The 16,062-nt window shown below is 71.1% G+C and carries 11 protein-coding genes and 1 pseudogene; 5 read left to right on the forward strand and 7 right to left on the reverse strand.

The annotated features are described in order from the left end of the window. The first annotated feature begins 119 nt into the window (after positions 1 to 119). Entirely contained in the window at positions 120 to 1,622 is a 1,503-nt protein-coding gene (locus ABTZ59_RS17850) for a maltokinase N-terminal cap-like domain-containing protein (RefSeq protein ID WP_351398757.1), read from the forward strand. A gap of 110 nt (positions 1,623 to 1,732) precedes the next feature. Beyond that, on the forward strand, positions 1,733 to 4,228 hold the full coding sequence (gene glgB / locus ABTZ59_RS17855; protein WP_351398768.1) for a 1,4-alpha-glucan branching enzyme: 2,496 nt from the start codon (positions 1,733 to 1,735) through the stop codon (positions 4,226 to 4,228). 138 nt (positions 4,229 to 4,366) lie between these two features. On the opposite strand, the gene ABTZ59_RS17860 is transcribed toward glgB, so the two are convergent. Both ABTZ59_RS17860 and ABTZ59_RS17865 read right to left on the reverse strand, forming a co-directional pair. Next, the gene (locus ABTZ59_RS17860; protein ID WP_351398781.1) at positions 4,367 to 5,518 is read right to left on the reverse strand and encodes a glycosyltransferase; all 1,152 of its coding nucleotides are present in this window, start codon (positions 5,516 to 5,518) and stop codon (positions 4,367 to 4,369) included. A gap of 152 nt (positions 5,519 to 5,670) precedes the next feature. Next, positions 5,671 to 7,938 (reverse strand): HelD family protein, encoded by a 2,268-nt coding sequence (locus ABTZ59_RS17865; protein WP_351398800.1) that lies wholly within the window; start codon positions 7,936 to 7,938, stop codon positions 5,671 to 5,673. A 266-nt stretch (positions 7,939 to 8,204) separates the two neighbouring features. On the opposite strand from ABTZ59_RS17865, the gene ABTZ59_RS17870 reads away from it, so the two are divergent. Next, positions 8,205 to 8,834 carry a GntR family transcriptional regulator gene (locus tag ABTZ59_RS17870; RefSeq protein WP_351398811.1) on the forward strand — a complete coding sequence of 210 codons (630 nt, stop codon included), beginning with the start codon at positions 8,205 to 8,207 and terminating at the stop codon, positions 8,832 to 8,834. A 108-nt stretch (positions 8,835 to 8,942) separates the two neighbouring features. On the opposite strand, the gene ABTZ59_RS17875 is transcribed toward ABTZ59_RS17870, so the two are convergent. From ABTZ59_RS17875 to ABTZ59_RS17885, 3 genes are all read right to left on the reverse strand, one after another. Continuing rightward, entirely contained in the window at positions 8,943 to 9,710 is a 768-nt protein-coding gene (locus ABTZ59_RS17875) for an NPP1 family protein (protein WP_351398819.1), read from the reverse strand. Positions 9,711 to 10,072: 362 nt separating this feature from the next. Then, positions 10,073 to 10,876, reverse strand: coding sequence for a carbon-nitrogen hydrolase family protein (locus ABTZ59_RS17880; protein ID WP_351398827.1), 804 nt, complete (start codon positions 10,874 to 10,876; stop codon positions 10,073 to 10,075). 186 nt (positions 10,877 to 11,062) lie between these two features. After that, positions 11,063 to 12,388: an MFS transporter gene (locus ABTZ59_RS17885; protein WP_351398841.1), complete on the reverse strand. Its 1,326-nt coding sequence runs from the start codon at positions 12,386 to 12,388 to the stop codon at positions 11,063 to 11,065. Positions 12,389 to 12,553: 165 nt separating this feature from the next. Between ABTZ59_RS17885 and ABTZ59_RS17890 the strand changes: the two genes are divergently transcribed. Continuing rightward, positions 12,554 to 13,246, forward strand: a complete 693-nt coding sequence (locus ABTZ59_RS17890; protein ID WP_351398849.1) for a DUF2848 domain-containing protein — start codon at positions 12,554 to 12,556, stop codon at positions 13,244 to 13,246. A 145-nt stretch (positions 13,247 to 13,391) separates the two neighbouring features. Here ABTZ59_RS17890 and trxA read toward each other — a convergent pair whose 3' ends face one another. Both trxA and ABTZ59_RS17900 read right to left on the reverse strand, forming a co-directional pair. Continuing rightward, positions 13,392 to 13,724: a thioredoxin gene (trxA, locus tag ABTZ59_RS17895; protein WP_351398865.1), complete on the reverse strand. Its 333-nt coding sequence runs from the start codon at positions 13,722 to 13,724 to the stop codon at positions 13,392 to 13,394. Between the two features lie 149 nt (positions 13,725 to 13,873). After that, positions 13,874 to 14,284, reverse strand: a pseudogene (locus ABTZ59_RS17900) (MerR family transcriptional regulator); the annotation flags it as partial. Positions 14,285 to 14,546: 262 nt separating this feature from the next. Here ABTZ59_RS17900 and ABTZ59_RS17905 point away from each other — a divergent pair. After that, positions 14,547 to 15,950: a glycoside hydrolase family 16 protein gene (locus ABTZ59_RS17905; protein WP_351400236.1), complete on the forward strand. Its 1,404-nt coding sequence runs from the start codon at positions 14,547 to 14,549 to the stop codon at positions 15,948 to 15,950. Positions 15,951 to 16,062: the final 112 nt, after the last annotated feature.

Genomic DNA, 16,062 nt, shown 5'->3' on the forward strand with positions numbered 1-16,062 from the left:
CGGAATCGATCCGTACGGATCATCCTCACCCGACACGTCCCGCACAGCCGGACAGCCATTGCCGCAATCCGGGACACTCTGCGCATCCTGTGGTGTGCCCGGGGAAAGGACGCGATGCCATGTCGAAGGCTGCATCCACCCGGATCACGCCGCGCCCCGCAACTGCTTCGCCCGTCGCCCCGTCCGTCGCGCCGCCCGTGTCACCGGCCCTGTCGCCCGCCGACGCGAGAACGCTGGTCGGCTCGCTCGCTCCGCTGCTCCACGACTGGCTGCCCCGCCAGCGCTGGTTCGCGGGCAAGGGCCGTCCCGTCACCGGCTTCGTGCCGGTGACGGTCACCGAACTGCTGCCCGTGGACGCGGCTGGTCCGGGTCTGCTGCATCTACTCGTACGCGTCGAGCAGCGCGGCACCTCCGGTCCCTCGCGGTCGATTCCGTCGTCCCCCTCCGCCACCCCCTCCGGTGTCTCCTCGCCCGCCGGTGACTGCTATCAGCTGCTGCTCGGGGTACGGAAGGCACTGCCGCCGCGCCTCGCCTCCGCGCTGATCGGCCACACCACGCAGGGGCCGCTGGCCGGCCGTACTGTCTACGAGGCCCTGCACGACCCCCATCTGGCCGAACCGCTGCTGGAGCGGCTGCGCTCCCCCGGCGCGCTGGGCCCGCTGCGATTCGACCGCGCGAGCGCCGTACCCGCCGGGCTGACCGGCCGACTGCTCGACGCCGAGCAGTCCAACTCCTCCCTGGTCTACGGGGACGCCTACATCCTGAAGATCCTGCGCCGGGTCTACCCCGGCCCGCACCCCGATCTGGAACTGCCGCTCGCGCTGGCCGCCGAGGGGTGTGAGCGGGTGCCGGCGCCGGTCGGCTGGTTCGAGGCCGCCGACCCCTCGGGCAGCGGGGACTCCCTCACCCTCGGCGTCCTCCAGCCCTATCTGCGCGGCTCGCAGGACGGCTGGCAGCTGGCGCTCTCCTCGCTGGCCCACGGCAGGGAGTTCATCACGGAGGCCCACGCGCTGGGGCGGGCCACCGCCGAGGTGCACACCGCGCTCGCCGCCGCGCTGCCGACCGTGACCCTGGGCCGCAGACAGACCGCGCAGTTGGCCGACGGGATGGCGGAACGCCTGGAGTCGGCGGCCCGCGCGGTGCCCTCGCTCATGCCGTACGCCGCCGGGCTGCGTACCGCCTTCGACGCGCTCGCCGGTCTCGACGAGGCCGGACGCGGCCGGCCCGCGCAGCGGGTCCATGGCGATCTGCATCTGGGCCAGACCCTGCGGACGCCGGACGGCCGCTGGTCGGTCATCGACTTCGAGGGCGAGCCCGCCAGACCGCTCGCGGAGCGCCGCCGCCCGCAGCCACCGGTCCGCGATGTGGCGGGCATGCTCCGCTCCTTCGACTACGCGGCCCGCTCCCACGAGCCATGGCGCCCTGACTGGGCGGCGCGCTGCCGGGAGGCGTACTGCGAGGGGTACGCGTCGGCCGGCACCGACCCGCGCGCGGAGCCCGAGCTGCTGCGCGCGTACGAGACGGACAAGGCGATCTACGAGGTCCTGTACGAGGCGAGGCACCGCCCCGACTGGCTCCCGGTCCCGATGGCGGCGATCCGCCGGCTGGCCGCGGGCGCCTGACACATCCGGCCGGAGGCCGGTCGCCCTGTTCCCCATACCGACCTGTCCGGCCCCGCTCCCCACCCCGTTCGACCGTCCAGCAGCGAAGCCCAGCCGAGGAGGCAGCACCCGTGACCGCCCGCACGCCGTCCGACCGTTCGTCCGACAGCACGTCCCAGCCCGAGCTTCCCACCGCCTCGCTCCCGGTTCCGGCGCCCGCCACCCCGACCGCGCGTCCGGCTGCGGCTGCGGGCAAGGCCACCGCCAAGAAGGGGAAGAAGACCGCGCGCCGCAAGGCACCGCCGCCCCAGGCGGCCCCGCCCGCCCTGGCGGAATCGGCCGCCACGGCCGGGGCCCCGGCGGTGGCTCCCACGGCGCCCCGGCCGCGCGGGCAGCGGGGTGGCGGCCGTCGGGTGCGGGCCGCGCGACCACTGGGCGTCGGCGACCGGGAGCGGCTGCTCTCCGGTGCGCACCACGATCCGCACGGGCTGCTGGGGGCGCATCCCGTGAAGGACGGTGTCCTCTTCCGGGCGCTGCGGCCGTACGCCCGTGCCGTCACCGTCGTCGCCGACGGGCTGACGCTCCCGGCCTTGCTGAACGACGACGGCGACGGCTTCTTCTCCGGGGTGCTGCCGCTGCGCGCGGTGCCCGCGTACACGCTCCGCGTCCGCTACAGCGACGCCACGCAGGAGCTGAACGAGATCGAGATCCGGGATCCGTACGGCTTTCTGCCCGCCCTCGGTGATCTCGATCTGCATCTGATCGGCGAGGGCAGACACGAGGAGCTGTGGACAGCCCTCGGCGCCCGGATCATGACCCACCAGGGCGCCGAGGGCACCCGCTTCACCGTCTGGGCGCCCAACGCCCAAGGCGTCCGGGTCGCCGGTGACTTCAACTACTGGGACGGTACGAGCCTCCCGATGCGCTCGCTGGGCTCCACCGGGGTGTGGGAGCTGTTCGTGCCGGGGGTCGGTGAGGGCGCGCTCTACAAGTTCGACATCACACGCCCCGACGGTTCGCACACCCTGCGCGCCGACCCGATGGCGCGGCGCACGGAAGTACCGCCCGCGACCGCGTCCGTCGTCACCGAGTCCCACCATGTCTGGCGCGACGAGGAGTGGATGGCGCACCGCGCCGACCGTCCCGTGCACGAGTCGCCGTTCTCGGTGTACGAGGTCCATCTGGCGTCCTGGCGTCCCGGCCTGACATACCGTCAGCTCGCCTCGCAGCTGCCCGCGTACGTCAAGGACCTCGGCTTCACCCATGTCGAGCTGATGCCGATCGCCGAGCATCCCTTCGGCGGCTCCTGGGGCTATCAGGTCACCGGCTACTACGCGCCGACGGCCCGGATGGGCACCCCGGACGACTTCCGGTATCTCGTGGACGCCCTGCACCGCGCGGGCATCGGGGTGCTCGTCGACTGGGTGCCCGCCCACTTCCCCAAGGACGACTGGGCACTGGCCCGGTTCGACGGCCGGCCGCTGTACGAGCACGCCGACCCGCAACGGGCCGAGCACCCCGACTGGGGCACCCTGGAGTTCGACTACGGCCGTACGGAGGTCCGTAACTTCCTGGTCGCCAACGCCGTCTACTGGTGCGAGGAGTTCCATGTCGACGGGCTGCGGGTCGACGCGGTCGCCTCGATGCTCTACCTCGACTACTCGCGCGAGGAGGGGCAGTGGACCCCCAACGAGCACGGCGGCCGGGAGAACCCGGACGCCGTCGCCTTCCTCCAGGAGATGAACGCCACCGTCTACCGGCGCTGTCCCGGCGCGGTGACCATCGCCGAGGAGTCCACCGCCTGGAACGGGGTCACACGCGCCACCCACTATGTCGGGCCCGACGGCTTCGGCGGGCTCGGTTTCGGCCTGAAGTGGAACATGGGCTGGATGCACGACTCCCTGGACTATGTCTCCAAGGAGCCCGTCCACCGCAAGTACCACCACGGTGAGATGACCTTCTCCATGGTGTACGCGTACAGCGAGAACTACGTGCTGCCGATCTCGCACGACGAGGTGGTGCACGGCAAGCGGGCGCTGGTCTCCAAGATGCCCGGTGACTGGTGGCAGCAGCGCGCCAACGAACGCGCGTATCTCGGCTTCATGTGGGCCCACCCGGGCAAGCAACTCCTGTTCATGGGGCAGGAGTTCGCCCAGGGAGCGGAGTGGTCGGAGGGGCACGGCCCGGACTGGTGGCTGCTCGATCCGTCGTACGCGGCCGAGCCCGACCACCGGGGCGTGCGGGATCTGGTCCGCGATCTCAACACCGTGTACGGCGCGACGCCCGCGCTCTGGCAGCGGGACACGGTCCCCGAGGGCTTCGCCTGGGTGGACGGCGACGCGGGTGAGGACAATGTCTTCGCGTTCCTGCGCTTCGACGCGGACGGCTCGCCGCTGCTGGCGGTCTCGCACTTCTCGCCGGTGGTGCGCCATGAGTACCGGCTCGGTGTGCCCGAGGAGTTCTCCGCCTGGACGGAGGTCCTGAACACGGACGCGGCGCGCTACGGCGGCGGCGATGTGCTCAACGCGGACCCGGTGAAGCCCGAGTCGGTGGCGGCGCACGGCCGGCCGGTGTCGATCCAGCTGACGCTGCCGCCGCTGGCGACGGTCTGGCTGCGACCGGTCTGATACGGAGGTCTCTCCCGCGTGTGAGGAGGTGGCGCCGCCCGAGTCCTGGGCGGCGCCACCTCGTCGTTCCGAGATCAGGAGCCGGGGCTCAGGATCCGAGGCTCAAGAGCCGGGCTGTGGCTCCGCCGGGGCTGTGGCTCAGGCCGCCGGCGCATGCTCCGCCGCCAGCGTCGCGGCCACCTCGGAGGGGGCCGGCATCGCGGCGATCTGGTCGGCGACCATCCGGGCCGCGGCCCGGAAGCCCTGGTCGGCCAGTACGGCGGACGCGGCCTTGGCGACCCCCTCGGGGGTGGCCGTGCCCGGCGGGAGGCCCAGTCCGGCGCCCGCCGCGGCCACACGGTCGGCCTGGATGAACTGGTCGGCGCCCTGCGGAGCGATCACCATCGGAACGCCCGCGGCGAGCGTGCCCAGCGTGGTGCCCGCGCCGCCGTGGGTCACCACCAGGTCCGTATCGCGCAGCAGTTCACTCAGCGGGGTGAAGCCGACGAAGGTCACCCGGTCGTGGTCGACGTCGAAGTCCTCGGCGGACGCGCTCAGTCCGAGCGTGACCCGCAACTCCATGTCCGTCTGGGACAGTTCGCGCAGAATCGGGCTGAGCACTTCGGGCGCGGAGAAGACCGTGCCGAAGGTCACCAGTACGCGCGGAGGCCGCCGATCAGCATCGACCGGCGCCACGGCCGGCTCCGACGGCCGCTGTCCGCGCTGCCCGTGGGGCTCCGGGCGCAGCGGCAGCCGGCCAGAGGGGGGCTGCCAGCCGTCCTGCTGCATCGCGGGCGGGCAGGTGTCCAGGTAGTGGGCGGCGGGGCGTGGGGTCAGACCGCGCTCGGCGTAGCGGACGGCGGCGACCGCGTCCATGGGCTCGATGAACTCGGGCGGCAGGGCGGGGCCGAACGCGACCGTCGCCACCGGCACTTCGAGGTCGGCCGCGGCCAACGGGCCCACGAAGTCGCACGGTTCGGAGACGATCAGCTCGGGCCGCCAGTCGCGGGCCGCGACCAGCGCCTCGTCCGCGGTGAGGTCGACCCTGGCCCCGGCGAAGAACTCGGCGACCACGTCCGGGGTCGGCTCGCCCTTCGGGTCCGCGCCGGTCCTGCGGGCGGCTTCCGCCATCAGCACATCGATGGCCGGTCCCGCCGGCAGTACCTCGAAACCCTCCCGCGCCAGTAAGGGAGTGAGCTCACCCGCGGTCAGGAACACCACGTCGTCACCTCGCTCTCGGAACGCGCGGGCGAGGGGGAGTTGGGGGAGCAGATGGCCATGGGCGGGGGTGCTTGAGAAAAGTATCCGCATACCGATCAGGGTATTTGCTCGGCTCGGCTCCGGAGCGTTGATCCCGATGGTCGTCGTGCCGACCGGAATCGGACTCCGACCGCGCGGGCGGACCGCGCGCCCGGGTTACGCGCGGTCCGCCCGCGTCCTGGGCGGGGCTTCACGGATACGGCCTACGGCGTGGCCGTCTTCAGCCGGGACGGAACCTCCGCGTCGCGGACGATCCCGAGCCGCTGGGTCGCCCGGGTCAGCGCCACATACAGATCGTTGGTGCCGCGCGGCGAGGCGTCCATGATCCCCTCCGGGTCCACGACGATCACCGTGTCGAACTCCAGGCCCTTCGCCTGCCGTGCGGTGAGCAGCACGACGGGCCGCGTCAGATCGGGCGTGATGCCCCAGGAGGCGTCGGGCAGTTCGGCGGCGAGTCGCGGCAGCAGCGCGGCCGTGGCGATCACCGCGAGCCGGCCCTCGCCCGGGTGCTCGATCGCCATCGCGGCGGCCGTACGGGCCAGATCACCCGGCTTGGCCGAGCGTACGAGCGGCCCCTCGCCCGTCGCGCGCACGGACCTCGGCGGCTCGAAGAGCGGGTCCGCCAGCCGCCGCACCTCGGCCGCGACCTCCATGATCTCGGCGGGCGTACGGTAGTTGACGCCCAGCTTGGACAGCTCCCAGCGCCGCTGTACGTACGGCTCCAGGATCTGCTGCCAGGAGTCGCAGCCCGCCGCGTCCCCGGTCTGGGCGGGGTCGCCGACCAGGGTCATGGACCGGCTCGGGCAGCGGCGCATCAGCAACCGCCAGGCCATCGCGGAGAGTTCCTGTGCCTCGTCCACGACGATATGACCGAAGGCCCAGGTGCGGTCGGCCGCGGCCCGCTCGGCGGCGCTGCGGGTGTCGGTCTCCTCGTGCCGCTCCGCGAACCGCTCGGCGTCGATGACGTCGTGCGCGGCCAGGACCTCCGAATCCTCGTCGTCCTTGTCCTCGAACTCCTGCGTACGGGAGCCGTAGGACAGCTCAAGCACACCCTGCGCGTAGGCGATCCGCTCCTGGCGCTCCAGCGCGGCGGCGGCGCGGGCGGCGCTGTCGTCCTCACCGAGCAGCTCGGCCGCCTCGTCGAGCAGCGGTACATCGGCCGGGGTCCAGTCGATCCTGGCGTCGGCGCCGGTCCGGGGCCCGCTGCGGCGTACGGCGGCGGCGTCGCGCGAGCCGAGCAGGGCGCCCGGATCCGCCAGGAAGTCGGCGACGAGTTGCTGCGGGGTGAGCCTCGGCCACAGCGTGTCGATCGCCGCCTGTACCTCGGGACTGGTGGCGATCTCCTTGCCGAGCTGGGCGATGTCCGTCGGGTCGAGGAGGTTGGGACCGCCGAGCGGATCGGCGCCGATCCGGTCCGCGAGCTGTTCGGTGAGCGCGTCGATGATCCGGAAGGCGAAGGTCGGCCGGGCGGGGTTGTGCGGCAGTCCTGTGTCCCGGGCGCGCTGCCGTGCCTCGTGGACGGTGTCGCGGTCGAGCACCAGCGTGCCGTACTCGGCGTGCGCGATCTCCAGGACGGGGCGGGGCAGCGACTGCCGGCCGCGCAACTCCTCGGCCAGTACGCGCGCCATGTCGGCCCGGCCCTTGACCTCGGCAGCCTCGGGAGTGTCCGTGCCGGTGGCCCGTACGCCCGGGAACAGCTCCCCCACGGTCGCCAGCAGCACACCGGTCTCACCGAGCGAGGGCAGCACCTCGCCGATATAGCCGAGGAAGGCGGGGTTGGGGCCGACGATCAGCACGGCGCGGCGGGCCAGTTGCTCGCGGTACGCGTAGAGCAGATACGCCGCCCGGTGCAGCGCGACGGCGGTCTTGCCGGTGCCGGGGCCGCCCTCCACCACCAGCACACCGCGGTGCGGCGCGCGGATGATGCGGTCCTGCTCGGCCTGGATGGTCTGCACGATGTCGCTCATCCGGCCGGTACGCGCGGAGTTCAGCGCGGAGAGCAGTACGGCGTCGCCGTCCGGGTCCTCGTATCCGGTGCGTGTGGTGTCGGTGAGGTCCATGATCTCGTCATGGAGGTCGGTGACACGACGCCCGTGGGTGGTGAGGTGGCGTCGTCTGCGCAGCCCCATCGGGGAATGGCCGGTGGCGAGATAAAAGGGACGTGCCACAGGGGCCCGCCAGTCGATCAGCAGCGGGGTGCGTTCCGGGTCGTCCTGTCGCATTCCGATGCGCCCGATGTGGTGGGTCGTCCCGTCGCTGAGATCGATCCGGCCGAAACACAGCCCGGATTCCACCGCATTCAGCGCGGACACCCGGCCCGAGTGTTCCGCGACGCTGATATCGCGCTCGACACGGGCCTGCCGCACGGTGGTGACCTGGCCGATCGACGCCTCCACGGCGGTCTCCGCCTGCTCCCTCAAGGCATCGAGACGCTCATAGAGGAGGGAGACGAATTGCTGCTCATTTCGCAATTCCTCGGTTGACAATTCAGCCCCTGTCCGATACGCTGCTTTCCAGTGACCTGGCCCATGCCGTTATTCATTGAAGACATGGAAACAGTCAATATACGCAGAGGAACACCCCGGTCGTCAATTCGATCCGGGGTCTTTTTATGTTCCACACCTTTCTCACACATATCGACCGTCAGCGCGCGCCCCCTCGGTGCCGCCTCGGCGCACCCTCGGGCGGATCGCTGCCCGTATACTCGTTGTATGCAACCTTCGCTGTGGGGGAAGTCATGACGTCGGGCAGGGAGAAGGCGTACGCGTTCCTCAAGGAGAACGTGCTCACCGACCCGGACAGACAGGGCGAGTTCCTCTCCGAGCAGGAGCTGGCGAACCGCATAGGGGTCTCCCGTACCCCCATCCGAGAGGCGCTGCTCCTGCTCGCCGCCGAGGATCTCGTACGGCTGGTCCCCAAGCGGGGGGCGCAGATCGTACCGCTGTCGGGGCGGGAGATCACCGAACTGATGGAGCTGCGCGGCATCGTCGAGCGGTACGCGGCAGAGCAGGTCATCCCGGGAGACCGGGACGGACTGGTGGCCGAGCTGACCGGGCTCCTGGAGCGCCAGCGGACCCTGAGCGGGCCCGAGCACGCCAAGGAGTTCATCGCGGTGGACCATCTCTTCCACGCCACGATCGTGGCCGCGGCGGGCAACTCGCTGCTCAACCGGCACTACGACGGGCTGCGCAGCCGGCAGATCCGGGCCGGGGTGGTGGCGCTCTACAACCAGCAGGGGCGGCAGGAGTCCGTACTGACCGAGCACCGCGCGATCCTGGCGGCGATCGCCTCCGGTGACCGGTCGGCCGCGCACAGCGCGATCGACGGTCACCTGGAGACGACGCTCAAGGTCCTGCTCGCCGGTTAGGACCTAGGCCCTGTCCGGGTGGACGCGTACGCGCTGACGGGCGGGCACGTACGCGCCGACCGGTTGCTGTCAGGCGTGCGGATCAGACGTGCGGGTCAGGCGTGCGGGTCAGGCGTTGGGGTCGAACGGGATGCCGACCGGCTTCGCCTTCTGGAGATGGCTGTTGAAGTTGCCGTCCTTGAGGCCGAAGACGGCGCTGCCGAAGTTGGCCTGGCTCAGCTTGTCGCGGAGACCCGCGGGGTAGCCGTTCCAGCCGACCAGCGTCGGGAACTGCCAGGCGCCCTTGTGGTTCTCCGGCGGCTCGTCGTTGTTGTTCGCGGCACGGAAGCAGTGGGTGCCGATGCCGTCCTTGTGGTAGACGACCTTCGGGTGTGTACCGTCCCAGCGGATCTGGTCACGGGTGTGGATGTTGAAGTTGCCGTGGGCGGACGTGGAGACGTACTGGGCCACGTTGTTCTGCGTCCACACCACGACATGCTCCCAGTCGTGGCGGTGCCCGCCGAGCCCGCTGCCGGCCACGGCCTGGTCCTTCTCGAAGTAGAGGCCGTAAATGATCGCGCACCAGCCGTTGTTGCACTTGGAGCGCGCGTATCCGTTGGTGTTGTCGAGGTCCCACGAGTCGCGGCACGAACCGTTGACGGCCCCGGTCGTGTTGAGGCCGGGGGCGATGGTTCCGTCGGGGCCGATGGCGGGGGTGGGGTAGCAGCCGTCCGTGTCGTAGTCGAAGGCCGGCTGGAACGTCTGCTCCAGGCCGTCCGCGTTGCCGGGCAGAGCCTTGGGGGGATCGGCGAGCGCGCTGCCCGGCACAGCGATGACCAGCGCGATGGCGCTGCCGAGGATGAGCGAGACCTTGCGGATGCGCGAGCTTTTCTTCACTGCGTCCTCCTGATCGGCCGCGAGGTGGGGGGTACGCGGTCCGGTTGACATGCTCGGATCAGATTCGCCCGCCCTCGTTGACACGTCGAGCATCGCCGGATGTCGGAGCGATGAAGGGTCAGCCAATACGGAGGGGGGTGAAGCAGACCGGAGTTACACGCTGAGTGAAGTGTGACGGCAGAGGACGCCGAAGTGAAGCGGGCCGAAGTGCGGCTGAGGAAAACCGAGTTGAGCCGAAGCGGGTAGGCGGGCGCCTACCGCTTCGGCTCAACTCGGTCGTCGCCCCACTCGGTCGTCGCCCCACTCGGGCTTCGTCAACTCGGGAAGCGGCGATCGGGTCAGTCGGCTCGGGGGGAGGCTGATCAGGTCAGCCTGCGGTTGGCCAGGACGGGAACGGCACGGCGGACCGCGGCGACCTCGTCCAGGTCCACGTCCACGAGCAGTGTCCCGGGGCCGGCGCCGAGCCGCTGCCGTACGGTCCCGTCGGGACCGACGAGGGCGCTGTGGCCGATCCCGGTGGGGGCGGTCGACTTCGTGGCGGATACCGCGGGATCGGAGGCGGCGGGATCGGCCTGGCCCACGGCGGCGAGCCAGAGGGTGGCGTCCAACGCCCGTGCGCGGATGAGCAGTTCCCACTGTTCACGCTTGCCGGGACCGGCGCCCCAGGAGGCGGGGAGCAGCGAGAGCACCGCTCCGGCGTCGGCGTGCGCCCGGAACAGTTCGGGGAAGCGGACGTCGTAGCAGGTGGCCAGGCCGATCCGGACACCGTCCACCTCGATGGTCACCACCTCGGAGCCCGCCGCCACGGTGTCGGACTCGGCGAAGCCGAAGGCGTCGTAGAGATGGATCTTGTCGTAGGCCGCCTCGACGCCGGGACCGGTGGCGAGCAGGGTGTTGGCCACCTTGCCGTCCGGCGCCGGGGTGAACATGCCCGCGACCACGACGAGTCCCGTCTCCTGCGCGAGCCGCCGCACCGCCGTCGCCCAGGGGCCGTCGAGCGGCTGCGCGAGCGGCGCCAGGGGCGTGCCGAAGCAGGCCATCGCGGCCTCGGGGAAGACGATGACGCGGGCGTTCTCCGCCGCGGCGCGGTGGGCCTCGGTGCGCAGGAGTTCGAGGTTCCGCTCGGGGTCGGGGCCGGTGGTGAGCTGGCTCAGCGCGATGCGCATGAGGTGGTTCCCTTCTCGGGGCGCGTGGCTCGAAGGCTCGGGGGTCGGGCTCGGGCTCGGGCTCGGGCTCGGGCTCGGGGGCGGGTGCGGGGGCGGGTGCGGGGCGCTCAGGTGCGGGGCTCGGGTGTCGGGTGTCGGGTGCCGGGCTCGGGTCTCGGGTCTCGGGTCTCGGGTACGGCGTACCGCTCACGCCTGTACGCGGACGGGCTGTTCCGTACCGCTCAGATCCTCGTCGTCGGCCGGGTTCCCGTCGCGGCCCAGGGACAGGCCGACGACCGTGACCACGGCGGTCAGCGCGACATAGAGGGCCAGCGGGATCCAGGAGTCGTACGCGTCGAGCAGCGCGGTGAACAACAGCGGCGCGACGGCTCCGCCGATGACCCCGGCCAGCGTGTACGCGAGTGAGGAGCCGGTGTAGCGCAGACGCGGCGAGAACTGCTCGGCGATGAAGGCCGCCTGCGGCCCGTACATCAGTGAGTGGATGGCCAGCGCCACCACGACCCCGAGCGCGAGGAGCGGCCAGTTGCCGCCGCTGGTCATCGGGAAGAACAGGAACGGCCAGACGCCCGCGGCCACGGCGGAGACGCCGTACAGCAGACGCCGGTTCATCCGGTCGGAGAGCGCCCCGGCCAGCGGGATCAGGAAGACCTGGAACGACGAGCCGATGAGGACGGCGGCCAGCGCGGAGCCGCGGGACATGTCGAGTTCGCCGGTCGCGTAGGTCAGTACGAAGACGGTGAACAGCGCGTACAGCACATCCGGGGCGACCCGGCTGAGGATCGCGGCCGTGAGCGCGCGGGGATGCGTGGTGAAGACCTCGCGGATCGGTGCCTCGGGGCGCTTCTGCTCGGCCTCCATCGCCTTGAAGACGGGGGTCTCCTCAAGCTTCGCGCGGATCCACAGCCCGAAGACGACCAGCACGCCGGAGAGCAGGAAGGCCACACGCCAGCCCCAGCTGGTGAACTGAGCCTCCGTCAGCATGGCACCGAGGGCGGCGAGTACACCATTGGCCATCAGGTTGCCGGCGGGCGGGCCGATCTGGGCGGCCGAGGCGTAGAAGCCGCGCCGGCGCGGATCGCCGAACTCGCTGGAGAGCAGGACGGCCCCGCCCCACTCGCCGCCGACACCGACGCCCTGGGCGAAGCGGAGGATGACGAGCGCGATGGGCGCGGCCACGCCGATCGTGGCGTAGGAGGGGAGCAGCCCGATCAGGAGTGTCGCGGCCCCGATGAGTACGAGGGTCGCGATGAGGACCTTCTTGCGGCCGATCTTGTCGCCGAGCCGGCCGAAGACGAAGCCGCCGAGGGGCCGGGAGACATAGCCGACGGCGTAGGTGGAGAAGGCGAGGAGCGTGCCGGTGGCGGGGTCCTCGGAAGGGAAGAAGACATCGCCGAAGACCAGCGCGGCGGCCACGGAGTAGATGGCGAAGTCGTACCACTCCAGGGCGGTCCCGGTGAGGCTGGCGAAGAAGGCGCGGCGGACCGCGGACCCGCCCAGCGATTGCGTTTCCATTCCCTTACCCCTGCTCGTGTCCATGTTCGTGCTGTTCTTCACGATGTCCGTCCTTGCTGAGGTGCGCTATCGACCTTCCGGCATACTTCTTGTATACAGGTCGTATGCGCAAGCCTTCCGCGCAAAGTTAACCTCGCTGATACCGCGATCGATGTGGAGAACCCCATGGCGCTGCTGACCTTCGAACTGCCCGACGGCACCACCAGGCGCGTCGATGTCGTCCAGGTGCTCAACGCCGGATACGCCGGCCGCAGCCAGGACGATGTCGCCGCGCATGTGGCGGAGCTCGCCGAGCTGGGGGTACCGGCGCCGTCCGTGACGCCCGCCCTCTACCCGGTCGCCCCGTATCTGGCCCAGCACACCGACCGGGTCAGCGTCCAGCACGCGCGTACCTCGGGCGAGGCGGAATGGGCCCTGGTCGTGGACGGCGACGGGGAGCTGCTGCTGACGGCCGCCTGCGACCACACCGACCGCGAGCTGGAGGTGCACGGTGTGGCGTGGAGCAAGAACGCGGGCCCGGACGTCCTCGCCCGGCGCGCCTGGCGGCTGGCCGACGTACAGGACCGGCTTGACGCGTTGACCCTGCGGGCGTGGGTGACCCACACCGGCTCAGGGGAGGCGACCCTTATCCAGGACGGCACGCTGGCGGAGCTGCTCACGCCCGGGTACTGGGCCGAGGTGCTGCGGGAACGGGGCGATCTGGTGCCCGGTACGGTGCTGATCTCAGGCACCATCCCCATGGCCGAGGGCGTGGACCAGTTCGCCGACCACTGGCGGGTCGAGCTGGGCGACCCGGCGACGGGGGACGTGATCGAGCTGGCTTATGACGTGGTGCGGATGCCGGCGCCCATCGGCTGAGACGGGGTGGGCCGGGCCGTATGGCGGGGGACGTACGGCACGGGACGTACGGCGAGGCGCCGGATGGCAGTCCGGGGTGCCCCGCGGCCGGACGCCGCGGGGCTGTCGGCCGTACGGTATCCCCCGACGCGATCTCCCCGACGCGTCAGACCACTTCTTCCAGTTCCTGGAGCAGCTTGCGCTTCGGGCGGGCGCCGACCATGGACTTCACCGGTTCGCCCGCGCGGAACACCATCAGCGTCGGCATGGCGAGGACCCCGTACCGCGCCGTGACCTCGGGGTTGGTGTCCACATCGAGCTGCACCACCTTGAGCCGGTCGGCCTGCTCCCCGGCCACGGCGCTCAGCACCGGCGCGAGCTGTCGGCACGGGCCGCACCAGTCGGCGGTGAATTCCACGAGGACCGGGACTCCGGCCTTGAGTACCTCGTTGTCGAAGTCCGTGTCCGTCACGGCGTCGACACCGTCTATCGCGATCATTTCTCTGTCTCTCCTCGATCTCCGTGACTGAACGCGTGCGCGCCTTCGTGTGCGGATCGTTTGGGTGCGGATATGGACGCGGGGGCTGGGGCGGGTGCGGGTGAGGGTGCGGGTGCGGGTGCGGGTGCGGGCAAGGATGCGTGCGGCGTCAGTTCGCACCGCGGTTCAGGACCGCCGGGCACCGCCGCGTCGGCCGCCAGCCCGGCCCGCGCCGCCTCTGCCTGCGCGAGCTGCGCCCCGACCTGGGCCCGTACGGACTGAAGCTCACCGATCAGTCCGTCCAGCTCGCCGAGTTTGCGGCGGTAGACGGCGAGCGAGGCGGGACAGGAGTCCCCGGCCGGATGCCCGGCGCGCAGACACTCCACGAACGGCCGCGTCTCCTCCAGGTCGAACCCGAAGTCCTGAAGGGTCCTGATCTGCCGGAGGAGGCGCAGATCGCTCTCGTCGTAGGTGCGGTAGCCGTTCACCGCCCGCCGGGCGGGCAGCAGCCCGCGTGACTCGTAGTACCGCAGAGTCCGCGTGGTCGTCCCCGCCCTCTCCGCCAGCTCGCCGATTCGCATGTCTTCGACCGTAATCCTTGACGCCGAGGTCAAGGCAAGGAGAAAGGCATTGACGCTGTGCCCGCGCGCCGCTACAAGACGTACTGAGGGCGCGCTGAGAGCGCTCTCAGCACCGTCTTCTCAGTCCCCTCGGCACCATCCGCACCGGAGGTGTTCCTTGAGAACGAGTCCCGTCAGAGCCACTCCCCGCACCCCGCACACCCCGCGCACGCCCCGCGCCGCGCGCACCCCTCGCACGCCCCTCATCGCCGCGATCCTCGCCATGACCGTCGCGCTGGCCGGGTTCATCGGCGTCACCGGCGCCGGCACCGCCCAAGGCGCGATACCGCCCGCTCCCGGCTGGAACCTCCAGTGGAGCGACGACTTCAACGGCGCGGACCGTACCCCGCCCTCCGCCGCCAACTGGCAGACCGACACCGGCCACGGCTACCCCGGCGGGCCGGGCAACTGGGGTACCGGCGAGATCCAGAACTACACCGCGAGCCCGGACAATCTGAGCCTCGACGGCAACGGAAACCTCCGTATCACCCCGCTCAGGGACGGCGCGGGCAACTGGACCTCGGCCCGGGTCGAGACCCGGCGCGCCGACTTCAAGGCTCCGGCGGGCGGCACCCTCCGTATCGAGGGCCGTATCCAGATGCCGAACGTGACGGGCGAGGCGGCGCTCGGCTACTGGCCCGCCTTCTGGGCCCTCGGCTCGCCGTACCGGGGCAACTACTGGAACTGGCCGGGCATCGGTGAGTTCGACATCATGGAGAACGTCAACGGGATCAACTCCGTCTGGGGCGTGCTGCACTGCGGGGTGAACCCGGGCGGCCCCTGCAACGAGACCACCGGAGTCGGCGCCAGCCGCACCTGCCCCGGGGCCAGTTGTCAGTCCGCGTTCCACACCTACCGCTTCGAGTGGGACCGCGCGGTCACGCCCAACGAACTGCGCTGGTACGTGGACGACCAGCTCTACCACACCGTGCGGCAGAACCAGATGGACGCCGGCACCTGGGCCAATATGACCGAGCACGCCGGGTACTTCATCCTCCTCAACGTGGCGATCGGCGGCGCGTTCCCCGACGCGCTCGGCGGCCGGACCCCGACCGCGGCGACCGTCCCGGGCCGCCCCATGCTCGTCGACTACGTGGCCGTCTGGACCCGTGGCGGCACGCCCCCGACGGATCCCCCGACCGACCCGCCGCCGTCGGGCTCCTCGACGCTGTACGCGCGGACGGGCGCCGGGCTCGGTGACTCCACCGGCTCGGCCGCGTCGGCCACCCTCGCCACGGCGGGCGGCGCCAACTACGACGGCACGCCCCACACCCCGCAGGTCTTCACCTCCGGCGGCATCACCCGTAAATACAACGGCGGCGCCACCCAGTTCGACCTGTTCGTGGACGCGGGGACGTCGGTCGGCAACGGCCAGCAGGTGAGGGTGAGTTACGACCGTACGGGCGACGGCACCTGGGACCGTACGGAGACCTACGAGTACTTCGCGACCGATCCGGTGCCGGGCTATGAGCACTACACACAGGCAAGAGGTCTGAAGTCGGCCACCGGGTCGCATGGCGACCTGGTCAACGGAAAGGTGCGGATCGAGGTCTGGAGCGCGATCGGCACCGGCGCGAGCACGCTGGGGATCGGCAACCAGTCGGTGATCCGGATCCCGTTCGCCTGACACGACGCGACATCGGTCGACGCGACACCGGTCGACGCGGCACGAGAGGGCAGGTGTGTCACGCGTAGGCCCGCAGGCCCGCAGGCCGGTACGGACCGTCGTGTCCGTACCG

This window comes from Streptomyces sp. NPDC094034 (genome assembly GCF_040303865.1).
GTDB lineage: Bacteria > Actinomycetota > Actinomycetes > Streptomycetales > Streptomycetaceae > Streptomyces.